14 protein-coding genes are annotated in these 23,581 nt (G+C 65.9%); 3 read left to right on the top strand and 11 right to left on the bottom strand.

The features are described from left to right. Nucleotides 1–247: 247 nt before the first annotated feature. The 4 genes from G559_RS0127065 to G559_RS0127050 form a co-directional block, all read right to left on the bottom strand. A complete protein-coding gene (locus G559_RS0127065) occupies nt 248–1,747 on the bottom strand; it encodes an efflux transporter outer membrane subunit (protein ID WP_051246930.1) in 1,500 nt (499 codons plus the stop codon). Further along, the gene (locus G559_RS0127060) at nt 1,744–4,851 is read right to left on the bottom strand and encodes a multidrug efflux RND transporter permease subunit (RefSeq protein WP_028631230.1); all 3,108 of its coding nucleotides are present in this window, start codon (nt 4,849–4,851) and stop codon (nt 1,744–1,746) included. The genes G559_RS0127065 and G559_RS0127060 overlap by 4 nt, the downstream gene beginning before the upstream one ends. A gap of 76 nt (nt 4,852–4,927) precedes the next feature. Continuing rightward, on the bottom strand, nt 4,928–8,020 hold the full coding sequence (locus G559_RS0127055; RefSeq protein ID WP_028631229.1) for an MdtB/MuxB family multidrug efflux RND transporter permease subunit: 3,093 nt from the start codon (nt 8,018–8,020) through the stop codon (nt 4,928–4,930). After that, nucleotides 8,017–9,285 carry an MdtA/MuxA family multidrug efflux RND transporter periplasmic adaptor subunit gene (locus G559_RS0127050; protein WP_028631228.1) on the bottom strand — a complete coding sequence of 423 codons (1,269 nt, stop codon included), beginning with the start codon at nt 9,283–9,285 and terminating at the stop codon, nt 8,017–8,019. The genes G559_RS0127055 and G559_RS0127050 overlap by 4 nt, the downstream gene beginning before the upstream one ends. A gap of 171 nt (nt 9,286–9,456) precedes the next feature. Here G559_RS0127050 and G559_RS0127045 point away from each other — a divergent pair, with 171 nt between their 5' ends. Together G559_RS0127045 and G559_RS0127040 are read left to right on the top strand one after the other, a co-directional pair. Continuing rightward, nucleotides 9,457–10,890, top strand: coding sequence for a TldD/PmbA family protein (locus tag G559_RS0127045; RefSeq protein WP_028631227.1), 1,434 nt, complete (start codon nt 9,457–9,459; stop codon nt 10,888–10,890). Continuing rightward, a complete protein-coding gene (locus G559_RS0127040; RefSeq protein ID WP_028631226.1) occupies nt 10,890–12,218 on the top strand; it encodes a TldD/PmbA family protein in 1,329 nt (442 codons plus the stop codon). The genes G559_RS0127045 and G559_RS0127040 overlap by 1 nt, the downstream gene beginning before the upstream one ends. 158 nt (nt 12,219–12,376) lie before the next feature. Here the strand turns inward: G559_RS0127040 and tpx are convergent, their stop codons facing one another. From tpx to G559_RS0127015, 5 genes are all read right to left on the bottom strand, one after another. After that, nucleotides 12,377–12,874 carry a thiol peroxidase gene (gene tpx, locus G559_RS0127035; protein ID WP_028631225.1) on the bottom strand — a complete coding sequence of 166 codons (498 nt, stop codon included), beginning with the start codon at nt 12,872–12,874 and terminating at the stop codon, nt 12,377–12,379. Between the two features lie 81 nt (nt 12,875–12,955). After that, a complete protein-coding gene (locus tag G559_RS0127030; RefSeq protein ID WP_028631224.1) occupies nt 12,956–14,320 on the bottom strand; it encodes an alanine/glycine:cation symporter family protein in 1,365 nt (454 codons plus the stop codon). A 231-nt stretch (nt 14,321–14,551) separates the two neighbouring features. Further along, complete coding sequence (locus G559_RS0127025) at nt 14,552–18,199, bottom strand: translocation/assembly module TamB domain-containing protein (protein ID WP_028631223.1); 3,648 nt, start codon at nt 18,197–18,199, stop codon at nt 14,552–14,554. Next, nucleotides 18,196–19,926, bottom strand: coding sequence for an autotransporter assembly complex protein TamA (locus G559_RS0127020; protein ID WP_028631222.1), 1,731 nt, complete (start codon nt 19,924–19,926; stop codon nt 18,196–18,198). The genes G559_RS0127025 and G559_RS0127020 overlap by 4 nt, the downstream gene beginning before the upstream one ends. Before the next feature lie 48 nt (nt 19,927–19,974). Further along, the gene (locus G559_RS0127015) at nt 19,975–20,628 is read right to left on the bottom strand and encodes a GNAT family N-acetyltransferase (protein WP_028631221.1); all 654 of its coding nucleotides are present in this window, start codon (nt 20,626–20,628) and stop codon (nt 19,975–19,977) included. A 133-nt stretch (nt 20,629–20,761) separates the two neighbouring features. Between G559_RS0127015 and xthA the strand changes: the two genes are divergently transcribed. Continuing rightward, nucleotides 20,762–21,574, top strand: a complete 813-nt coding sequence (gene xthA, locus G559_RS0127010; protein ID WP_028631220.1) for an exodeoxyribonuclease III — start codon at nt 20,762–20,764, stop codon at nt 21,572–21,574. 142 nt (nt 21,575–21,716) lie between these two features. Here xthA and G559_RS0127005 read toward each other — a convergent pair whose 3' ends face one another. Next, nucleotides 21,717–22,154 carry a GlcG/HbpS family heme-binding protein gene (locus tag G559_RS0127005; protein ID WP_028631219.1) on the bottom strand — a complete coding sequence of 146 codons (438 nt, stop codon included), beginning with the start codon at nt 22,152–22,154 and terminating at the stop codon, nt 21,717–21,719. Nucleotides 22,155–22,166: 12 nt separating this feature from the next. After that, a complete protein-coding gene (locus G559_RS0127000) occupies nt 22,167–23,528 on the bottom strand; it encodes a metal-dependent hydrolase family protein (RefSeq protein WP_028631218.1) in 1,362 nt (453 codons plus the stop codon). Nucleotides 23,529–23,581: the final 53 nt, after the last annotated feature.

Genomic DNA, 23,581 nt, shown 5'->3' with positions numbered 1-23,581 from the left:
CCCAAAGGATGCCTGTAGAGCGGACCTTCGGCCCGCTTGGCGAATGAATTGGCTTTGTCTGCGTAAAACGTTGAAGGCCCTGGAATCCCTTGTAGGAGCTAGCTTGCTAGCGAACGCGGACATTTTCGCCAGCAAGCTGGCTCCTACAGGCGCCCACGCTCACCGGTTGCCGTCTAGCAACAGCCAACGCAGACATAGCCAATGAATTCGCCCCCACAGCAATCCTTCTCCCTGGGAGATGCAGAGGTCAGGGCGTCGCTTCGGAGTCCGGGTCCACCTGTTCCAGCTGCCCCTGCTCCCAGCCACCGCCCAGGGCGGCGATGAGCCGGACGCTGGTGGTCAGGCGGGTGCCCATCAGGGTCAGCACCGTGCGTTCGTTGCTCAGCGCCGTGGCCTGGTTGGTGACGACGCTGTTGTAGTCCACGGTGCCAGCCTTGTACTGGTTGGTGATCAGGCGCAGGGCTTCGCGGGCGGCGTCGAGGGCTTCCTGCTGCACCTCACTCTCCTCTTCCAGCACGTCGAGTTGGACCATGTAGTCCTCGGCTTCACGGAAGCTGTCGAGCACGGTCTGCCGATAGACGGCCACGGTCTGGTCGTAGCTGGCTTCGGCCTGCGCCACCTGGGAGCGGATCAGGCCGCCGTCGAACAGGGTCATGGCGAATTCCGGGCCGATGGACCAGAAACGGTTCGGCGTGGTGATCCAGTCGTGCAGGCTGCCGCTGCGATAGCCACCGGCGGCGCTCAGGCTGAGGCTGGGAAAGTAAGCCGACTTGGCCACGCCGATCTGGGCGTTCGCGGACATCACGTTGCGTTCGGCGGAGGCCACGTCCGGGCGGCGCTCCAACAGTTGCGAGGGCAGCAGCGTCGGTACCGTCGGCAGCGCCGGCACGCTGTCCACTTCGGCCAGGCTGAATTCGGCGGGCGTCAGGCCCACCAGCACAGCAATGGCGTTTTCCAGTTGCGCGCGCTGGTACTTGAGGTCGATGGCCTGGGCCTGGGTGCTCTTCAGCTGGGTGGTGGCCTGGGCCACGTCGACACGGGTGACGATGCCGGCCTTGTACTGGTTCTGGGTCAGGGTCAGGGCACGCTGGTAGCCGGCGACGGTGGCATCCAGCAGGCGCTTCTGGGCATCCAGTACGCGCAGTTGCAGGTAGTTCTGCGCCAGCTCCGATTGCAGGCTGAGGCGCGCAGCGGCGAGGTCGGCGGCGCTGGCCTGCATGCTGGCGGTGTCGGACTCCAGCTGGCGGCGCAGCTTGCCCCAGAGGTCGATTTCCCAGTTCACGCCAAGGCTGGCGTCATAGCTCTTGGAAACGCCACCGCCACCGGAACTGGTGACCGTGGAGCCGTCGGACAGGCGCACTGTGCTGTCGCCGCCACCCTGGCCCGAGCGGGTCTTGCCGGCATTGCCGGTCACCGACGGGAAGAAGGACGCGCGGGCACCACGGGCCAGCGCCTGGGCCTGGCGGTACTGGGCGACGGACTGCGCCAGGGTCTGGTTGGAGGTTTCCAGACGCTGCTGCAGGTCGTTGAGGGTGGCATCGCCGTACAGCTCCCACCAGCGGCCACGGTGCTCCAGGTCGGCCGGGGTGGCCAGGGACCAGCCCTCGGCATGCTTGAACTGCACGGGCACGCTCTGCTCCGGACGCTTGTAGTCCGGGCCGATGGCGCAACCGCCGAGCAGCAGGCCGGCAAGGGCCAGGGCCATGGCGCGACGCAGGGGTTTCAGGGAAGTGGCGGCGGTGTTCATAGGGGTGTTTCCAGAGCGGCGTCAGTGCGCACGCCACGCCAGCGGTTGAAGCGATGGCGTAGACGGTCGAGGTAGAGGTAGACCACGGGGGTCGTATAGAGGGTCAGCAACTGGCTCAGCACCAGGCCGCCGATGATGGCCACGCCGAGTGGCTGGCGCATCTCCGCGCCCTCGGTGCCGCCAATCAGCAGCGGGACGGCGCCGAGGATGGCGGCGATGGTGGTCATCAGGATCGGCCGCAGGCGCAGCAGGCAGGCCTGCCGGATGGACTCGTCCGGGGACATGCCCTCCTGGCGCTCCAGCTGCAGGGCGAGGTCGATCATCATGATGGCGTTCTTCTTCACCACGCCGATCAGCAGGAACAGCCCCAGCAGGGAAATCAGGCTGAACTCCCCGCCGGTGAGCAGGATCGCCAGCAGCGCGCCGACACCGGCCGACGGCAGTGTGGAGAGAATGGTCAGCGGATGGATGTAGCTCTCGTAGAGGATGCCCAGCACCAGGTACACCAACACCAGGGCGGCGAGGATCATCCACGGCTGGTTTTGCTGGGTGCTCTGGAAGGCGTCGGCGCTGCCGCCCATGCGCGCGATCACTGAGCTGGGCAGGCCGATGGCGGCCACCGCTTTCTCGATCGCCACGGTGGCCTGGTCGAGGCTGATGCCAGGCGCCAGGTCGAAGGAGATGCTCTCCGAGGCGAACTGGCCCTCGTGGTTGACCCGGTCTTCTTCCAGGCTGCGCTCGTAGCGGGCGAAGCTGGACAGCGGCACACGCTGGCCGTCGGCGGTGATCAACTGGACCTGCTTGAGGGTTTCCGGGTCCTGGGCGTACTTCGGGTTGACCTCCATCACCACCTGGTACTGGTTGAGGCTGTCGTAGATGGTGGAGATCTGCCGCTGGCTGTAGGCGTTGTTCAGCGCCGAGCTGACCATGGCCATGTCGATGCCAAGGCGCTTGGCCGTGTCGCGATCCACCTGCAGGGTGATCTGCTGGGCGCCCTCCCCTTCGTTGGCGTCGATGGCGGTGAGTTCAGGCAGCGACTTGAGCGCGGCGGTGACCTTCGGCAGCCAGGTGCGCAGGTCCGACAGCTCGCCGGTCTGTAGCACGTACTCGTACTGCGAGCTGCGCTGCTCGCGACCACCACCGAATTGCAGGTCCTGGTCGGCCATCAGCATCAGCCGGCCACCGGGCACCTTGGGCAGGTTCGCGCGCAGCCGTTCGATGACTTTCTGCGCCGACACCTTGCGCTCGGCGATGGGCTTGAGGCGCACGATCATGAAGGCATTGTTGATGCCGCCACCACCGCCGATGAAGCCGGCGACACTCTCCACGGCCGGGTCTTCCAGCACGGCGCGACGGAAGATTTCCATCTTCGGCTGCATCACAGTGAACGACAGACCGTCGTCGCCACGGATGAAACCGATCAACTGGCCGGTGTCCTGCTGCGGCAGGAAGGTCTTGGGCACCAGCACGTACAGGGCGATGTTGCAGCCGATGGTCAGCAACAGGCTGACCAGGGTCAGGCGCGGGTGACGCAGGGCAATGCCCAGGGTGCGGTCGTAGGCGCCGACCATGCGCGTGTGCAGTGCCTCGCTCCAGCGCTGCAGACGGCTGTCCTGGTCGGGCACGTGGGGCTTCAGCCAGCGTGCGCAAAGCATCGGTGTCAGCGTCAGGGACACCAGCAGCGAGACCAGGATGGCCACCGCCAGGGTCAGGGAGAACTCGCGGAACAACCGGTCGATGATGCCGCCCATGAAGAGGATGGAGACGAACACCGCCACCAGCGAGAGGTTCATCGACAGCAGGGTGAAGCCCACTTCACGGGTGCCCTGCAGCGCCGCCTTGAAGGGCGCCATGCCGTTGTTGATGTGCCGCGAGATGTTTTCCAGCACCACGATGGCGTCGTCCACCACCAGCCCGGCGGCGAGGATCAGCGCCATCAGCGACAGTACGTTGAGCGAGAAGCCCATCAGGTACATCACGGCGAAGGTGCCCACCAGCGAGACTGGCACCGCCAGTGCAGGGATCAACGAAGCGCGCAGATTACCCAGGAACAGGTAGACGACGAGGATTACCAGGGCCACGGCGATCAGCAGGGTGCGCTCGGCTTCGTGCAGGGTGGCGCGAATCACCGGCGAGCGGTCCATGGCCAGGTCCAACTTGACGCTGGCCGGCAGCACCGCCTGTAGCGCCGGCAACTGCTGCTTGATGCTTTCGATGGTCTCGATGATGTTGGCGCCGGCCTGGCGGTTGATCACCAGCAGCACAGCCGAGTCGTCATTGAAGAAGCCGCTGTTGTAGCGGTCTTCCACCGCGTCGCGGACGGTGGCCACGTCGCCCAGGCGCAGGGCGGCGCCATCCTGGTAGCGGAGGATGAGCGGCGCGTAGTCGGCAGCTTTCTCCAACTGGTCGTTGGCACCCACCTGCCAGTGGCGGCCGGCGTCTTCCACCGCGCCCTTCGGACGACGCTGGTTGGCGGCAGCGATGGTGGTGCGCACGTCGTCCAGGGCGATGCCGTACTGGTTCAGCAGTTGCGGTTCCAGTTCCACCCGCACGGCGGGCAAGGAACTGCCACCGATCTGCACTTCGCCCACGCCCTTAACCTGGGACAGGCTCTGGGCCAGGATGGTGGACGCCAGGTCATAGAGCTGGCCCTTTTCCAGCACGTCGGACGTCAGCGACAGCACCATGATCGGCGCCTGGGACGGGTTGACCTTCTTGTACGTGGGCATGCTGCGCATGCCGCTGGGCAGCAGGTTGCGCGAGGCGTTGATGGCCGCCTGCACATCGCGGGCGGCGCCGTTGATGTCCCGGTCCAGCTCGAACTGCACGATGATCCGCGTCGAGCCCTGGCTGGTGCGGCTGGTCATCTGGTTGATGCCGGAGATGGTACCCAGCGAACGCTCCAGCGGCGTGGTGACGCTGGACGCCATGATTTCCGGGCTGGCACCGGGCAGGCTGGCCTGCACCGTGATCACCGGAAAGTCCATCTGCGGCAACGGCGACACCGGCAGCAGGCCGAAGCTGACGCTGCCCAGGAGCAGGATGGCCAGGCTCAGCAGCATGGTGGCGACCGGGCGGTGGATGAAGGGGGCGGAGAGGTTCAACGACTGACCTCCGCGCGGCGCGCGACTGCCCTCACCCCAGCCCTCTCCCGCAAGCGGGAGAAGGAGCAGAAGCGACTCATACCGCCACCCCCGCCGCGCTGCGGCCGGTGAAGCGGCGGGCCAGGCGGTCGAAGGCCAGGTAGATCACCGGCGTGGTGAACAGGGTCAGCACCTGGGAGAGCAGCAGACCGCCGACCATCACCAGGCCCAGCGGCTGGCGCAGTTCGGCGCCGGAGCCGGTGGCGAGCATCAGCGGGATGGCGCCGAACAGGGCCGCCAGGGTGGTCATCAGGATCGGCCGGAAGCGCAGCAGCGCCGCCTGGTAGATCGCGGCCTTGGGCGACATGCCCTGGTTCCGCTCCGCCTCCAGGGCGAAGTCGATCATCATGATGGCGTTCTTCTTCACGATGCCGATCAGCAGGATGATGCCGATGATGGCAATCAGGCCGAGGTCATTGCCGGTCAGCAACAGCGCCAGCAAGGCGCCGACGCCCGCCGACGGCAGCGTGGAGAGAATGGTCACCGGGTGGATGTAGCTCTCGTAGAGCACGCCCAGCACGATGTACATGGTCACCACCGCCGCCAGGATCAGCAGCAGCGTGCTCGACAGCGACGCCTGGAAGGCCGCCGCCGCGCCCTGGAAACGGGTCTGGATGCCTTCGGGCAGGCCGATGTCGTGCTGTACCCGCTCGATCACCGCCACCGCCTCGCCCAGGGCAACGCCCGGTGCCAGGTTGAAGGACAGGGTCACCGCCGGGAACTGGCCGATATGGTTGATCGCCAGTTGCGCCTGGCGCTCTTCCACCCTGGCCAGGGCGGAGAGCGGTACCTGGGTGCCGCCACTGGTGACCACATGGATCTGTTGCAGTGCCTGCGGGCCGATCACCTCGCCTGCGGCGGACTCCAGCACCACGCGGTACTGGCTGGCCTGGGTGAAGATGGTGGAGATCTGCCGCTGGCCGAACGCGTCGTAGAGGGCGTCGGTGATGGCGGAGATTTCCACGCCCAGGCGACCGGCCATGTCGCGGTCGATGTTCAGGTAGACCTGCAGGCCCTTGTCCTGCAGGTCGCTGGCCACATCGGACAGCTCCGGTTGCTGGCGCAGCGCGTCCACCAACTTGCCGGTCCACTCGTTGAGCAGGTCGGCGTCGGGGGATTCCATGCTGAACTGGAACTGGGTACGGCTGACCCGGTCCTCGATGGTCAGGTCCTGCACCGGCTGCAGGTAAAGGCGAATGTCGCTCTGCTTGTCCAGTTCCGGCTGCAGGCGCTGGATCACCTCACTGGCGGTCACGTCACGCTCGCCGTGGGGCTTGAGGTTGATCAGCATGCGGCCGCTGTTGAGGGTGACGTTGTCGCCATCGACGCCGATGTAGGAGGTCAGGCTGGCTACCGCCGGGTCCTTGAGGATCAGCGCGGCGACCTTCTGCTGGCGCTCGCTCATGGAGCGGAACGAAACCGACTGCGGCGCTTCGGTGATGCCCTGGATCACGCCGGTGTCCTGCACCGGGAAGAAGCCCTTGGGCACGGCAAGGTAGAGCACCACGGTCAGCGCCAGGGTGCCGACGGCCACCAGCAGGGTCAGGCCCTGGTGCTTGAGCACCCAGGTCAGGCCCCGGCCGTAGTAATTGATCATGCCGTCGATGAAGTCGCCGCTGGCCTTGTAGAAGCCCCCCCCCTCTTCCTTGCTTTCGCGCTTGAGCAGGCGCGCGCACATCATCGGCGTCAGGGTCAGGGAGACCACCAGCGAGATCAGGATGGCCACCGCCAGGGTGATGGCGAACTCGCGGAACAGCCGCCCCACCACATCGGCCATGAACAGCAGCGGGATCAGCACCGCGATCAGCGAGAAGGTCAGGGAAATCAGGGTGAAGCCGATCTGCCTGGCGCCCTTGAGCGCGGCATTGAGCGGTGTCTCGCCCTCTTCCAGGTGGCGGGCGATGTTCTCCAGCATGACGATGGCATCGTCCACCACGAATCCGGTGGCGATGGTCAGGGCCATCAGCGTCAGGTTGTTGATGGAGAAGCCGGCCAGGTACATCACCGCGAAGGTGCCCACCAGGGACAGTGGCACGGCGATGGACGGAATGATGGTGGCACTCATGCGGCGCAGGAACAGGAAGGTCACCATCACCACCAGGGCGATGGCGAGGAACAGTTCGTGGCGCACGTCGGTGATGGCGGCGCGGATGGTCTGGGTGCGGTCGGTGAGCACCACGACGCTGATGCCCGCCGGCAGGTTGGCATTGATCGCTGGCAGCAGCGCCTGGATGCGGTCCACCACGTCAATGACGTTGGCGCCCGGCTGGCGCTGGATGTTCAGCAGCACCGCTTCATTCTGGTTGGCCCAGGCAGCAAGGCGCTCGTTCTCGGCGCCGTCGACGATCTCGGCCACATCCTTCAGGCGCAGGGCCGCGCCGTTGTTGTAGGCGAGGATGAGATTGGCGTACTCCTCGGCGGACTTCAGCTGGTCGTTGGCGTCCAGCATGGACACGCGGGTCGGGCCGTCGAAGTTGCCCTTGGGCTGGTTGACGTTGGAGGCGCCGACCAGGCTGCGTACATCCGACAGATTCAGGCCATTGGCCGCCAGGGCTTCAGGGTTGACGCGAATTCGTACGGCCTGGCGCTGGCCCCCGGCGATGCTGACCATTCCGACGCCGTTGATCTGCGCCAGCTTCTGCGCCATGCGCGTGTCCACCAGCGTATGCAGCTTGGGCAGCGGCATGGTCTTCGAGCTGATGGCCAGCGTGAGCACCGGGGTATCCGCCGGGTTGACCTTGTTGTAGACCGGCGGCGCCGGCAGGTCGCTGGGCAACAGGTTGGTGGCCGCATTGATGGCCGCCTGCACCTCCTGCTCGGCGACGTCCAACTTTACTTCCAGGCTGAAGCGCAGGGTGATGACAGACGCCCCGCCGGAGCTGGTGGAGGACATCTGGGTCAGCCCGGGCATCTGCCCGAACTGGCGCTCCAGCGGCGCGGTGACCGCACTGGTCATCACGTCCGGGCTGGCACCCGGATAGAGCGTGAGGACGCGGATGGTCGGGTAGTCCACTTCCGGCAGCGCGGAAACCGGCAGCAGGCGGTAGGCGATCAGGCCGGCGAGCAGGATCGCCAGCATGCTCAGGGTGGTGGCGACCGGTCGCAGGATGAACAGGCGAGAGAGGTTCATACGCCGCCTTTCGCGTCCTGGCCTTCAGGCTTGGCGCCCTGGAGTTGCTCGGAGGGCTGAACGGGAACCTCGTCCGCGTCATGCACCACTTCCACGTCGCTGCCGTCGCGCAGGCGGTCGGTGCCTTCCAGCACCACGCGCTCGCCCGGTTGCAGGCCGCTTTTGACCACCGTGCGTTCGCCGTCGTCCGGGCCGATTTCCAGCTTGCGGACCTTGACCTTCTTCTCGCCGTCCATCACGTAGGCAAAGGTGCCCTGGCTGCCGAACTGCACGGCAGCCGAGGGGATGAGCACCGCCTGCGGCAACAGCTCGGCACGCAGGCGAATGTTGACGAACTGGTTGGGGAAGAGGGCTTCGTCCTCGTTGGCGAAACGGGCCTTGAGCTTGAGGGTGCCGGTGGTGGTGTCGATCTGGTTGTCCAGGCTCTGCAGCACGCCTTCGGCCTGCTTGACCTTGTCACCACGATCCCAGGCTTCGACCACCAGGGATCGACCGGCGCGGAACGGGCCGACCACGGCCGGCAGTTGCCCCTCGGGCAGGGTGAAGGCGACGCTGATGGGTTTGGTCTGGGTAATGACCACCAGCGGCGTGGTGTCACCGCTGCTGACCAGGTTGCCCAGGTCCACCTGGCGCAGGCCAAGGCGGCCAGCGATGGGCGCGCGCACCTGTGTGAAGCCAAGGTTGAGCTTGGCCTCGGCCACCGCGGCCTCGTTGGTCTTGATGGTGCCGCGATACTGCGCCACCAGGGCTTCCTGTGTATCCAGGGTCTGCTTGGCGATGCTGTCTTCGGCGTAGAGGCCCTTGTAGCGGGCCAGGTCGATCTCGGCGTTCTTCATTTGCGCGCGGTTCTGCGCCAGGGTGCCTTCGGCTTGTTGCAAGGCGACCTGGTAAGGACGCGGATCGATCACCGCCAGCAGGTCACCGGCCTTGACTTGCTGGCCTTCCTCGAACGGCAGCTTGACCAGCTCGCCGTCGACACGGCCACGCACGTTCACCGTGTTCAGCGCAGTCACCGTGCCCAGCGCCTTGAGGTAAACCGGGAAGTCGCCCTGGGTGATGGTCGCCACGCGCACCGGTACCGGTCCTGAGAAGGCACCAAAGCCCGGACGGCCCGGCCCTCCCCGGCCGCCCTCGCCGCTGGGCTTGGCGGCGGTTTCCGGCCAGAGCCACCAGATCAGCATCAGAAGCGCGAGCAACGCGAAGGCGATGGTCAGCCAGTGACGAAGGGAACGGGATTTCGGGGTCTTGTCAGTAATCGGGGACATGATTCAGGTCGAAGTCTGCGAGAGCGTGAACGATAAGCAGTTGAAAGCAGAAGGCAAAGTCTATTTACCGGCTATTTACCTAGTGCTTACGCCACTTACTATGCTTACTGACCTGCCACCGCAACGCGATGGCCGCGCCAGAATCGACTTCACCGGGCCAGGGAGTGTTCCGTGTTCGAAAATCTCAGGCAGCATTTCGCCGCCCTTACCACCCGCGCCGAGTTCCATTCCCTGCGCATTGTCCGGCAGACCGCCGAACAGGCCATGCTGCGCCGTGGCGTGGCCGAGCCACCGTCACTGAGCCAGGACCTGGGCGCCATGCTCAGCGTGCGCCTGGCTGGCGTAGAGGCTTATGCGGCCACCGCCGACCTCAGTCCCGCCGGCCTGCAACGGGCGCTGAACAAGGCCGAGGCGCTCGCCAGGCAAATTGCCCGCTACGCCCTGGTCGACCAGAGCCGTCTGGAGCCTCCACAAGCCAGTGCCCGTTATCAGTCCCCGGGACTGGACCAGCCCTTCCCGAGCCTCGCCGAACGCTTCGAGCTGCTGGCCGAGGAGTCCGCGCGCATTCCCGACGATCCGCGACTGGTCAACTGGAACCTCTATCTGGACAGCCAGCGGCACGAGCAGCTCTACCTCAACAGCGCCGGCGCCGAACAATGGCAGGACCTGCGCTTCACCTACCCCGGTATCAGCGTTACCGCCTTCGACGGCGGCGACAGCCAGACCCGCAGCTTCGGCGGCTATGGCAGCGGCCAGCAAGGCGGTGGCGAAGTGCTCCAGCGCCTGGGCTTCGGTGGCGCCGCGGCACGGGTAGCGGACGAAGCCCTGCAACTCCTGCTGGCGCCCAACACCCCCGGCGCAATCACCGACCTGCTGCTGATGCCGGACCAGATGATGCTGCAGATACACGAATCCATCGGCCACCCGCTGGAGCTGGACCGCATCCTCGGTGACGAGCGCAACTATGCTGGCACCAGCTTCATCGGCCTGGACGATTTCGGCCGCTACCAGTACGGCTCGGCGTTGCTGAACATCAGTTTCGACCCAGGCATTCCCGAAGAGTTGGCCAGCTACAGCTTTGATGACGACGGCCAGCCGGCCCGCAAGGAAATGCTCATCAAGGACGGACGCCTGCTGCGCCCCCTGGGCGGTGCGCTTTCCCAGCAACGCAGCGGCCTGCCCGGGGTCGCCAACAGCCGGGCGAGCAACTGGAACCGTGCCCCCATCGATCGCATGGCGAACCTCAACCTGGAGCCTGGCGACCAGAGCCTGGCGCAACTGATCGGCGGCATCGAACGCGGCGTGCTGATGAGCACCAACCGCTCCTGGTCCATCGACGATGCCCGCAACAAGTTCCAGTTCGGCTGCGAATGGGGCCGCCTGATCGAGAATGGCGAGCTCAAGGGCGTGGTGAAGAATCCCAATTACCGGGGTGTGTCGGCGCACTTCTGGCGCAGCCTCGCCGCAGTGGGTGACGCCAGTACCTTCGAGGTCCATGGCACGCCCTATTGCGGCAAGGGCGAACCCAACCAGGTGGTGCGCGTGGGCCATGCCGCGCCCGCATGCGTCTTCAGACAGGTGGAAGTCTTTGGAGGAGCCCAGTGATGGCCGACGCAGAATCCCGCTTTACCGCCCTGGCCGAAAGCCTGGGCGCCAGCCTGCAGGCAGGCGAGGACTTCAGCCTCTGGTACAGCGCCGAGGAGTCCGAGTTCATTCGTTTCAACAAGGCCCAGGTACGCCAGGCCGGCCACGTGACCCAGGCCATCGGGCGCGTGCGGCTGATCCGTGACGACCGCAGCGCGGAGATCGCCGTCACCCTCAGCGGTGACCTGGAAAGCGACCGCCGGCACCTGGCCGAGGGGCTGGTGCAACTGCGACTGGTCATCGGACAGTTGCCACCGGACCCTTACCTGCAACTGGAACGCGCCGCCTGGCATCGGCGTGCAACAGACGAAACCGCCCTCCCCGACTGCGCCAGCGTGCTGGCCGAGATCGACGCCGTCGCCAACGGCCTCGACCTGGTGGGCATCTACGCCTCCGGCCCGCTGTACCGGGGCTTCGCCAACAGCTTTGGCGCCTTCGGCTGGCACGCTGCGCACTGTTTCAATTTCGACTGGAGCCTGTTCCACGCCAACCACCAGGCGGTGAAAGCCGACTACGCCGGCTCGCACTGGGAGGGCGCCGAATTCGCCAGCCGCTTCGCCCATGCACGCCAGCAACTGGAGCACCTGGGCAAGCCGGTTCGCCACCTGCAACCCGGCGACTACCGCGCCTACCTGGCCCCGGCAGCACTCGACGAAGTCCTGGGCATGCTGTCCTGGACCGGCTTCTCCGCTCGCGCCCTGGCCAACAAGGAAAGCCCTCTGCAACGCCTGCAGGATGGCAGCGCCCGCTTCAGCCCGCTGCTGAACCTGGACGAGCAGGTAGCCGGCGCCCTCGCCCCGGCTTTCGGCCCGGAAGGTGCGCCACGCAGCGACGTGGCCCTGATCCGCAACGGGAAGATGCCCGGGCAACTGGTCTACCCCCGCAGCGCCCGCGAATACGGCCTGGAAGCGAACTGCGCCGACGCCAACGAAGCCACCCAGTCGCTGGTGATGGGCGCCGGCAACCTGCCGCAGGACCGCGTGCTGGAACGCCTGGGCACAGGCCTTTACATCGGCAATCTCTGGTACCTGAACTGGTCGGACCTGCCCGCCGCACGCATGACCGGTATGACCCGCTTCGCCACCTTCTGGGTGGAAGACGGCCAGATCCAGGCCCCGGTGGACACCATGCGCTTCGACGACAGCCTGTTCAGCCTGCTCGGCGAGCAACTGGAAGACCTGACCCTGGAGCGCCAGCTACGGCTGTCCAGCAGCACCTACGGGGAGCGCCAGACCTGGTCGGCGCTGCTGCCGGGGGCGTTGGTCAACCGGCTGAAGCTCACCTTGTAAGCCCGTAGGATGGGTAGAGGCACGAAACCCATCGTCACGTCGCGCCGGCACGGCACCGAACGTTGGGCCGCGCTCCGCTTGGCCGCAACCTGCAGAAACTCGGTGCCCGGGCACAAAAAAGGGAGGCCATTGGCCTCCCTTCCTCCTATCACCGTCCCTTACAGGGCAGCGATAGCAGCCGCGTAGTTCGGCTCATCGGCGATCTCGCCGACCAGCTCGCTGTGCAGCACCTTGTCGTTCTCATCCAGTACCACGACAGCACGGGCGGCGATGCCGGCCAGCGGGCCGTTGGCGATGGCCACGCCGTAGTCCTTGAGGAAGTTGGCGCCGCGCATGGTGGACAGGTTGATCACGTTGTCCAGGCCTTCGGCACCGCAGAAACGCTTCTGGGCGAACGGCAGGTCAGCCGAGATGCACAGCACCACGGTGTTGGCCAGCTTGCTGGCCTCGACGTTGAACTTGCGCACGGAGGTGGCGCAGGTCGGGGTGTCGACGCTCGGGAAGATGTTCAGCACCTTGCGCTTGCCGCTCAGGCTGGCCAGGGTCACGTCGGACAGGTCGCCGCCGACCAGGCTGAAGGCCGGGGCTTGCTGGCCTTGTTGCGGCAGCTGGCCGTCGACGGTGATCGGATTGCCCTTGAGGGTTACTTGAGCCATTGCATGGATCCTTGTTTCAGGTGTGGTTGTACGAAGACGCCAAGTTAAGCACGGCGCGCGGCAAAAGTCCTGACCCAGAAGTCAGGACGCATTCACCACCAGACGATCCCTGGCGAAGTACTCACGGGTCAGCTTCACCACGACGGGGCTCAGCAGGAGCAGCGAGAGCAGGTTCGGCAGGGCCATCAGGCCGTTCAGCGTATCGGCCACCAGCCATGCGAAATCCAGCTGCGCCACGGCGCCGAAGGGAATCGCCAGCACCCAGAGGATGCGGAACGGCAGGATCGCCTTGGTGCCGACCAGGAACTCCCAGCAACGCTCGCCGTAGTAACTCCAGCCCAGGATGGTGGTATAGGCGAAGATCACCAGGGCGATGCTCAGGATGATCGCGCCGAAGCCGGGCAGCGCCGATTCGAAGGCCGCCGCGGACAGGGCCGCACCGCTCTGCCCGCTGGTCCAGACGCCGGAGCAGATGATCACCAGGCCGGTCATGGTGCAGATGATCAGGGTGTCGATGAAGGTACCGAGCATGCCGATCAGGCCGGAACGCACCGGGCTGTTGGTGGTGCCGGCGGCCTGGGCGATACCGGCGGTGCCGAGGCCCGCCTCGTTGGAGAAGATGCCCCGGGCGACACCGAAGCGAATGGCCGCCATCACTGCCGCGCCGGCAAAGCCACCGGTGGCTGCGGCCGGGCTGAAGGCATGGGTGAAGATCAGCGAGAAGGCGCCGGGAATGGCGTCGATATTGATCGCCAGCACCACCAGCGAAGCGATGATGTAGGTGACGCACATGAAGGGCACCAGCGCCTCGGCCACCTTACCGATGCGGCGGATGCCGCCCAGGATCACCAGGCCGGTGATCACCATGGTGGCAACGCCGGTCGCCCAGAGCGGGATGTCGAAGGTGGTTTCCAGCGCATGGGCCATGCTGTTGACCTGCACCATGTTGCCGATGCCGAAGCCGGCCAGGCCGCCGAAGATCGCGAAGGCGGTGCCCAGCCAGAGCCACTTCTTGCCCAGGCCATTCTTGATGGCGTACATCGGGCCGCCGACATGCTCGTTGCGCTCGTCCTTCTCGCGGTAGTGCACCGCCAGTACGACTTCCGAATACTTGGTGGCCATGCCAACCAGCGCGGTGCACCACATCCAGAACAGCGCACCCGGCCCGCCGAGGAAGATGGCGGTAGCGACGCCGGCGATGTTGCCGGTACCGACCGTGGCGGCCAGGCAGGTCATCAGCGCCTGGAACGGACTGATCTCACCGCTTTCGTCGTCACCCTTGGCACGTCCCCGCCACAGCAGGCGGAAACCGGTACCGATCCGCAACAGCGGCATGAAACGCAGGAAAACCATGAGGAACAGGCCGGTACCGAGGATGGCCACCAGCATGGGTGGGCCCCAGACGAGGCCGTTGATCTGATTCACCAGATTGTGGATGGATTCCATAGAGGGCTCCTTTCTTCTTGTTCGAAGGAGCGGCTGTAGCCGGCTCCAGGTTCGGAATCCCGTTACCGGTAGGCATCGGGATCATTCCATGACGCAGTGGCAACGGGTGACGTCGCCAACCAGGACATAAGGACTGCAGGACGGGCACTGGAAAGGCCTGAGGCAGACCGCGGCGCGGATGCTAGCACGATCCCAGGCGATTTCCGCCAGCCAGAAAGGCTATCTCCTACCTCAGAAATCCTTCTTGTAAAACAGGTCAAGCGAGCTGGCCAGACCACTGGCGGCTTCCAGGTAGAGCCGCTTGGTCAGCTCGTAGCGCAGCGCCACGACACTGGTGGAATCCACCACGCCGAGGCCGTAGCGAATGCTCAGGCGGTCGGTGATCTGCCCCAGGGCGCCGTCGTCATCGAGCTGCAGATCCTTGAGGCCGAGGCGCTGGGCCAATTCGCTGGTCAGCGGCGCACTGCCGGACAGGCCCATGGCCAGAGCGGCTCGGCCCACTGCATTACCGTCGCCCTCGCTGGTGTTCAATGGCCGGCCAAGAATCAGGTAGGACAGCGCCTGTTCCTGGCTCATGGCTGGATTGGAGAAGACTTCGGTGCTGGGCTCATCGGCACGGCCATTCAGGCGCAGGCCAGCGGTGACGTCACCCACCGTGCGGACGGCTTCAATGTCCAGATAGGGCTGGTCCAGCGGACCGGCGAACAGCAGGCGCGCACGGCGCAGGTCAAGGCGTTGGCCGTAGGCACGATAACGACCGTTCTTCAATACCAGCTCCCCGTTCCCCGTGAGGTTGTCGCCGACCTTGAGGTGGCCCTGGAGGTCCGCGGTCAGGCCGAAGCCAGAGAACTGCAGGCGATCCTGGCCGACTTCCACGTCCACGTTCATGGCCATTTCCAGCGGCTGCTGCTCGGCGTCTTGCTCGCCCACCAGGCGCGCATCCGGTGAGACCTTGACTGCCTGGGGCGGTAGCTCGCGCACCTTGATCTTGCCGCGCGGCACCAGCACCTTGCCGGTCAGCGCCAGACGGCCGCTGGCGAGCCCGATGCGAAGGTCGGGTTCCACTTCCAGGTTCGCGTACGGTTCCACCACCAGCGGCAGGCGCGAACCACGTAGCGCCAGGTCGAGGTCCAGGCCACGTGCCCAGGCCAGGTTGCCCGACAGGCTGCCCTGCCCCTGTTCGCCGCTGCGCCACTGCCCGCTCAGCTCGAGGCTTTCGCCAGCGATACGCGCATCGAGGCCGAGGGACTCGAAGCTCATGGGCAGGTCGCCACCGCCGATGCGGCCATCGGCCAGCCGCAAGTTGCCCAGTACATAGGGCGCCTGCAGGGTGCCGCTCAGGCTGCCGGCCCCTTGCAAGCGGCCTTCCAGCGTTTCCACCTTGGGCACGAACGGGCGCAGCACGGCGAGGTCCAGCCCATCCAGACGGAACTGACCGGACAATGGTTTGTTCGCCGGGCGCGGATCGATCAGTGCGTCCAGTTGTAACTCACCAAGGCCCTGGCCCTGAAAGCTCAGTTGGCTGTCGATGCGTTGCGGGCGCAGGGTGCTGTCCAACAGCAGGCGCCGGTAGGGGAAGTCGACCCAGCGATCCTCCTCCTTCAATCGCAGCACCCCGCTGCCGGCGTCCAGGGTGATGCGACCGTTGGGTCCGCTGGCCGGCAAGTCGAGCTTGAGATCAGCATTCAGCTCGCCCTGCCAGGCGAAGTCTTCAGGCAGCCAGCGCGCCAGGCTGGCCAGGGGGAAGTCGCGCAGGCGGTAGTCCAGCTTCGGCTCGGGCATCAGGCGCTGCTCGCCGCCGCACAGGCTCGCCGGCCCGGAGCGCCAACAATGCGCACCGAAGTTCAGCTTGCCGTCGGCCAGCCGTTCCAGCCGCGCCGGTGCTTCCAGGCGCCAGTCCTGTCCACTGGCCTGGACCTCGCCCCGCGCCAGCCGCCCGCGCCAGTTGCCGCCCTCCAGCTTGCCGTCCAGGGCCAGCAACAGGTCGAGCAAGGGCCCCTTGAGGTTGAGTTCCAGTTGCTGACGAACACGATCACCTGAGCCTTCGGCTGTCAGGGTCCCTAACTCGTTGTCACCAGAGGCCAACCCGTCCGCTTGCAGTTGCACTCGACCACGCTGGGCAGCGTCCAACTGGGCATCCAGCTTGAAACTGTCGAGGCGGTTGTCGCCCTGCCCCACGCGTTCGCCGGTCAGCACCAGCTTGCCTTGCGGTGCCTGCAGCGTGCCGGCCAGATCCAGGCGCCCCTGGACCTTGCCGAAGAGTTTTGGCCAAAGCTGGCCAAGGCGATTCAGGGCCAGGTCGAGGCGGCCGCTGAGCGTCTGGTCCAACTGGCCCCGGCCTTCGATCCTGTTGTCGCCCAGGCGCACCTGCAGCGCATGGAGCTGCCATCGTTCGCCCGCACCTACAGCCTTGGCCTGGAGCAGTGCAGGCTGGCCCCGCAGCTGGCCCTTGAGGTCGAGATCGGCATTCAGGTCCAGGCGTTGGTCACGCCAGGCGCCCCTGGATTGCAGATTGCCGGCCAGCTTGCCCGGCAGTTCGGCCAGCCAGTAGGAAGGGTCGAGCTCGCTCAAGGCCAACTGGCTGTCCCAGCCGACGCCACTGGCGAAATCGATTTTCACCCGACCCTGGGCACGGCCCTGCCCGGCCTTGAGTTGCAGATCGGCCAGGGTGACGCTGGCCAGGTCACCCGTCATCGGGCTGCCGACGCTGAAGTCACCGGCCGGCCCCTTGAGGCGGGCGTCGAACTTGCCGTCATAGCGACTGCCGGCGTAACGCACCTCGGCGTCCAACTGGTGCAACTCCACGGGCGGCGGCTGTTCCTGGGGGAACAGGCGTTGCCAGGGGAAGTCGCGCCATTGCAGGCGGCTGTCGATGGCGAGTTCCCGCTGCCAGTCGACCCGCCCCTGCAATGCCAGGGTCTGTTGCGGTTCGCCCGTGAGCAGAAGCTGCCGGATATCCGCACCCTGGGCATCGACCCGGCCATCCAGGCCGAGTGCCACTGCGCCGCCTTCACCCGGCAGGCTGGCCTTCCCCTGTACGACGTAGCCGTCCTTGAGATCGCCTTTTGCAGTCAGCTCCACCTGATTGAGGGCCAGGGTATCCGGCAAGCCGGCGCTGGCCTTGAAGCCATCGGCCCGCAACGTAGCACTGGCCGGCAGGTTGTCTGCCAGCGGGCGGAGTTCGCCGTCCAGGCGGCCGCTGAGGTAACCGCTGCTGTCAGCCTGGAGCGTGAGCACGCCCTGCAGATCGCCCTTCGCCTTCAGCGCCAGCCTCCAGGGCCCCTCGCCCGGCGCGGGCAACTGCAGGCTGCCCTGCACCGTCATGGGCCAATCGCCTTCGGGGCGCAGGGAACCTTGCAGTTCCAGCGCGAGATCATCGCGACGCACGCTGAGGCGCTCCAACTGAAGACCATCAGCCTGCCAGCGCGCCACCAGGTCCAGTTGCTGGAACTGATCGCCGCCATCGAGGACGAAGCGACCGACGCGCACCTGCCCGACCTCCAGCGCCAGCGGCAGGCGCAACTCCGGCAGGCTGATCGGGCCAGTCGCTTCGTCGGATTGCGACGGCGGCAGATCGAGCTGGATGCTGTCGCTGGCCAGTTCGTTGATGCAGAGGGTGCGACGCATCAGGCAGGCGAGCGACCAATCCAGCCGTGGCGCATCCAGCTTCAGGACGGTGCCATCCTGCTGCCAGGACAGGCGCGTCGCGCTCCACCGGCTACCGAGCGTGCCGCTGAAGCCGTCCACTTCGAGCCCGGGTACATGGCCCAGCAACCAGCGCCCGCCGACCTCCGTGAACAGCAGCACGGCCGGAATCGCCACGATGCCTGCCAGGATGGCGGCCAGCCCTGCGAGGCCAAATTTCAGCGCGCGCCTCACAGTTCCGGCCCCATGGAGAAGTGGAGTCGATAGCCGCCCGGGTCATCCAGCGCCTTCGCCACGTCCAGGCGAATCGGCCCCACCGGCGAGACCCAGCGCACGCCCAGGCCGGCGCCCGTCTTCATGGCCGCGTTGAGAGAGTCCATGGCGTTGCCGCGGTCGACGAAAGCTGCCAGGCGCCATTTTTCTGTGAGGGGGAATTGGTATTCGGCACTCCCCACCAGCAGGTAGCGACCGCCCACCTTCTTGCCATTGTTGTCTTCCGGCGAGAGGGTCTGGTAGTCGTAACCCCTCACGCTCTGGTCACCACCGGCGAAGAAGCGCAGGGACGGCGGAATGGCATCGAAGTCGGTCGTGGCAATCCCACCGGCCTGCACACGGCCCAGCACGCGATGGCCGCCAGGCAGGGTGTAGAGTCCCTTGGCCATGGCGCTGGCGTAGGTGAAATCGGTGTCGGAGAGGATGCCCTCCTTGGCGCCACGCACATCGAACTGCAGCGAATAGCCGCGATTGGGATCGAGTTTGTTGTCGCTGCGGGTCACGCCGTAACTGATGCCGGGAATCAGGAAGCTGCTGCGACCATCGTCGCTGCCATCACCGAAGTCGAACGTCTCCTGCTCCCAGCGCAGGGACACCACCCGCTGCCAGTCATTGGGCAGCTTCGACTGCCACTGGCCACCGAGGGTGAAGCGGCGGCTTTCCACATCCACCAGGTCCTCGCGCTGCAGACCGGTGGAAAAACGCAGGGTGTCGGTGAGGGGCGGGTCCAGGGGAATCTCGTACCAGGTGCCGACGTTCTGTCGTACCGGGGAAACTTCGGTCTCCGCACCCAGACGATGGCCCTGGGGGTTGATCCAGTGGCGAGTCCAGTTGGCTCGGGCGCGAGGTCCCACGTCGGTGGAAATGCCGACCCCCAGCCCCACGGTGCGCGGCTTCACCGCTGCCAGCCTGACCTTGACCGGTATCAGCCGGCCGGCGCCCTTCACCGGGCTGGCATCCACCCGCACTTCATCGAAATAGCCGCTGGCCTGGAGGTTCTGGCTGAGCTTGGCGACCTGGTCGGAGTCGTAGGGCGTGTTGGCCGCAAACGGCACCAGTCGCGCCAGCAGGTCCGGGTCGAAAGGCGTGTCACCGTCGAAACTGACCGCGCCCAGGCTGTAGCGTGGGCCGCTTTCATAGACCAGCTCGATATCGGCGACGCCAGCGCGCGGGTCGACGTCCAGCCGCTGCCGGGTGAAGCGTCCGTCGAAGAAGCCGTAGCGCAGGGCCTGGTTCTGGATCAGCTTCTTGGCATCCTCATAGGCGCCGTGATTGAGCTGGGCGCCCTGCTTCAGCGCCTTGCTTTCGGGGACGCGAAAGACCACGAGGGCGCTGGCCTCGCCATCAATCCTCACCACGACGTTGCGCAGGCGTACCGGCTCGCCGGGCACCACCAGCACATGCAGAGAAGGGTCCTTGCCACCGTCGACACGGCTGTCGATCTCGGACTGGTAATAGCCAAGTGCCTGGGCGGCCTGGTGCGCCTGCTCCTCCGCGGAACGCCGGAAACGTCGCAAGGCTTCTTCATTGCGATCGCCAAGGGCGCCGATGTAGGCCTCGATATTGGCCTTCAGCGCCGCATTGGCAGGTTCGACCTTCACGTCCAGCGTGGCCTTGGCCAGCGCCAGACTACTTGTGCAAAGCAGGCCTAGCAGCAGCGGCCCGCGCAATCCTTGGCGGTAATTCATGCGCGGCATGCTAGCACGGCATTCCGGCCTTTCCGTGCCCAAGTTCTGTCAGACGTTGGCGCGCATCAGCGGTCGTGGATTGGGGTGGAAGAACACATGCTCGACCACCGGTCCAAGGGCCACCTCCCCCACCTCTTCGTAGCCTTGGCGCTTGTAGAACTCCAGATAGCGAACGTTGCCGGTGTCCAGCACAACGCCCTGGGAGCCATCATCCTCGGCGCACCAGTTGTGCAGGGCCTCAAGCAACTGTTCACCCAGGTGACGCCCCTGGAACTCAGGGTGGATACCCAACAGCGGCAGCACGTGGTACGGCCCCGGCGGCAGGCAAGCGAGCACAGCGTCGTGGTAGTCGAGGTAGCGGCGCGTGCAGCGGAAGCCGGTGGTGAGCAGCATGCGCAGGCGCCAGCCCCAACTTTCGGTGATATCCATACGGCGCTGCGGCGGTGCGATCAGGGCGACCCCCACCAGGCGCTCTTCGATCAGCAGGCCAATGGCTGGCAGGTCCTCCAGGAAATGCTGCTGGACCAGTTCCCGCACCGTGGCGCGTACCCGCTGCTCATAGCCCGGGCGCTCCGCCTCGAACAGATAGGCGAATGTGGGTTCATGACGATAGGCGTGGAACAGCAGGGAGCGAGCCTCGCGGGCATAGCCACCGTCCAGCATGCGCACTTCGACCGGCGCAGTAGGGATGTAACCGGGCATTCACGGCACCTCATTTGTTATGGGTTCTATCGGGCCATGAGGGAAATTAGCACCAGTTCCCCAGCCCGGCCATGCGACTGGCCGGGGTCGTTGCCTTCGGCTAGCATCGCCTTTTTGCCAGGATGCCTTCGCGATGAAGATCGTTTCTTTCAATATCAATGGCCTGCGGGCACGTCCTCACCAGCTTGAAGCACTGATCGCCAAGCACCAGCCCGACGTGATCGGCCTGCAGGAAACCAAGGTCTCCGACGAGCAGTTCCCCGAAGCCGAAATCCGCCAGCTCGGCTACCACGTGCACTACCACGGGCAGAAGGGCCATTACGGCGTCGCCCTGCTCTCCCGCCAGGAACCGCTGTCCCTTTCCAAGGGCTTCCCCGGCGACACCGAGGACGCCCAGCGTCGCTTCATCTATGGCACCTTCGCCGACGCCCAGGGCAACCCGGTGACCGTGATGAACGGCTACTTCCCCCAGGGCGAAAGCCGCGATCACCCGGTCAAGTTCCCGGCCAAGGAGCGCTTCTACGCCGACCTGCAGGTTTTGCTGGAGCAGCAGTTCCAGCCAAGCCAGTCGCTGGTGGTGATGGGCGACATCAACATCTCGCCGGAAGACTGTGACATCGGCATCGGCGAAGAAAACCGCAAGCGTTGGCTGAAGACCGGCAAGTGCAGCTTCCTGCCGGAAGAGCGCGAGTGGCTGGCGCGCCTGAAGAGCTGGGGACTGGTGGACAGCTTCCGCCAGCTCAACCCCGAGGTGAATGACCGCTTCAGCTGGTTCGACTACCGCAGCCGCGGCTTCGAAGACACCCCCAAGCGCGGCCTGCGCATCGACGTGATCCTCGCCAGCCAACCGCTGCAGGCACGTCTCAAGGACGCAGGCATCGACTACGACCTGCGCGGCATGGAAAAGCCGTCGGACCATGCGCCGATCTGGCTGGAACTGGCGTGAATCCGCAGGCTGTCGCCGCAATGCGCCAGCCTCGAGTTCGAGCACGAGAAAGGCCCATCGATGATGGGCCTTTCTTCTTTCACGAAGCGCGGAGGTAGCGCTGAAAGCCCTTTGCCATGGATATTCCTTCGTTGCAGCGGGATCAGGATTCGCCGGTATCCGGCACCAGGTTCGCCGCCAGCACACTGGCGATGGCGCAGCGTTCGTCGTTGTCGGAGGTATCGCCACTGATACCGATGGCGCCCAGCAACTCCTCCCGCTGATTGCGGATGAGCACCCCGCCGGGGACGGGCAGCATGTTGCCGCCGGACAGGTCGCTCAAGGCGTTGAAGAAGGCCGGCAGGGCTGCCGCGCGCCGTGCCAGTTCACGGCCGCCGAAGCCCATGCCGAGCACGGAAGCCGCCTTGCCGTTGGCGATCTGCGGGCGCAGCAGGCTCGCGCGCTCGTCGCGCTTGAGCGCCAACAGGTGGCCGCCGGCGTCCAGCACCGCTACGCACAGGGGCTGCAAGCCCAGGCGACGTCCTTCCTCCAGGGCGGCATCGACCATGATGGAGGCGGCTTCCAGGGTCAGTCGGTTCATTGCAATCTCTCCTCAGACCAGTTGGCGGGCCGGGCGCTTGCCCATCTCAATGGCACGCTGGCGGGTATGCAACTCAGACCATTTCAGCGTGTTGAAATCACTGACCTTGAAGGGGTCGTAGCCCGGCACCTGCGCGTCGACGCGCCGCCCACCGAGGTACACGCCGCGGATGCGTTCGCGCTCCTGGAGGATCGACACATTGGCCAGCGGCAAGCCGTCCACCAGGATGAAGTCGGCGCGACGCCCCACCTCAAGGGCGCCGACCGGTTGCGTGGCAGGCATCATCCGCGCCGACACCGAGGTCGCTGCGCGTAGCGCCTGCGCCGGCGTGAAGCCAAGCCAGTCGACGAGGATCTCGAGTTCCCGCGCATGCCATTCGCCGTAGGGGGTGATGGCGAAGCCGCTGTCGCTACCGGTCATGAAGGGCACACCGGCCTCTCGGGCGCGGCGCAGGTTGCGGCAGCCGGCATCGATCACCCGCCGCTGCATCGCCGCATAGCCGCAGCGGGTAGACGGTTCGTAGGCCTCGGCGAACTCGACGTTGTTGGCCAGCATGGTGAGGGTCGGCGCCAGGTGGCTGCCCGATTCGAGCATCGCCTCGATGCAGGCATCGTCCATGAAGAAACCGTGGAAGATCACATCGACCCCGGCCTTTGCCGCGTAGAGCACCGCCTCGCGTCCATAGGCATGCACCGCCACCCTTTTCCCGAGGCGGTGGATCTCCTCGACCATCGTGTATGTCTCGTCCTGGGTGAAGGCGGCAATGTGCTCGCCGTTGGGGCGCAAGTGGGTCCCGTCCATGGCGATCTTGATCAGGTCGACGCCATCCTTGGCCTGCCGGCGAATCTCGCCGATCTGCTCCTCGCGGGTGGCGCAGAGGCGTCCGGTGAAGTAGTCGGGGGTGCCGACCCAGCTGGGAAACCAGTCGTTGAGGCTCTGCCGGTTGGCGATCACATTGCTGCTGGCGGCAATACGCGGACCGCTGAACAGGCCACCGTTGATGGCGTTGCGCACGGCGATGCTGCACTGGCCGGCGTCCCCCGGCACCACCACCGAGGTGTAACCGGCGGCAAGCACATGCTGGGTGAAGAACAGCCCCCGCAGCGCACGGAATTCCGGCGAGACGTGCAGGTCGATGTCTTCCTCGCTCTTGGCATTGCCGAACACCAGATGGGTGTGGACATCCACCAGACCGGGCATGACGAAGTGCTCACCGGTGTCCAGCCGGGCCTCACCCGGCTGCGGCTGCGGCGCGCCCTCGCGGGGGCCAACATAGGTGAACAGACCGTCCTCGATAGTCAGCACCTGATCGTGGCGGGCATGGTCTTCCAGCCCGGTGAAGAGCGTCTTGCAGTGAACGTGGTGTCTGGGCATGGCGGTCGGGTCTCTTGTTGTCGTGCCGTCACGCTACCCAGCGCCCCAAGCGC

Origin of the sequence: Metapseudomonas resinovorans DSM 21078, from assembly GCF_000423545.1 — a bacterium.
Taxonomy (GTDB): Bacteria; Pseudomonadota; Gammaproteobacteria; order Pseudomonadales; family Pseudomonadaceae; genus Metapseudomonas; species Metapseudomonas resinovorans.
This window is presented reverse-complemented; position numbering and strand designations above follow the sequence as displayed.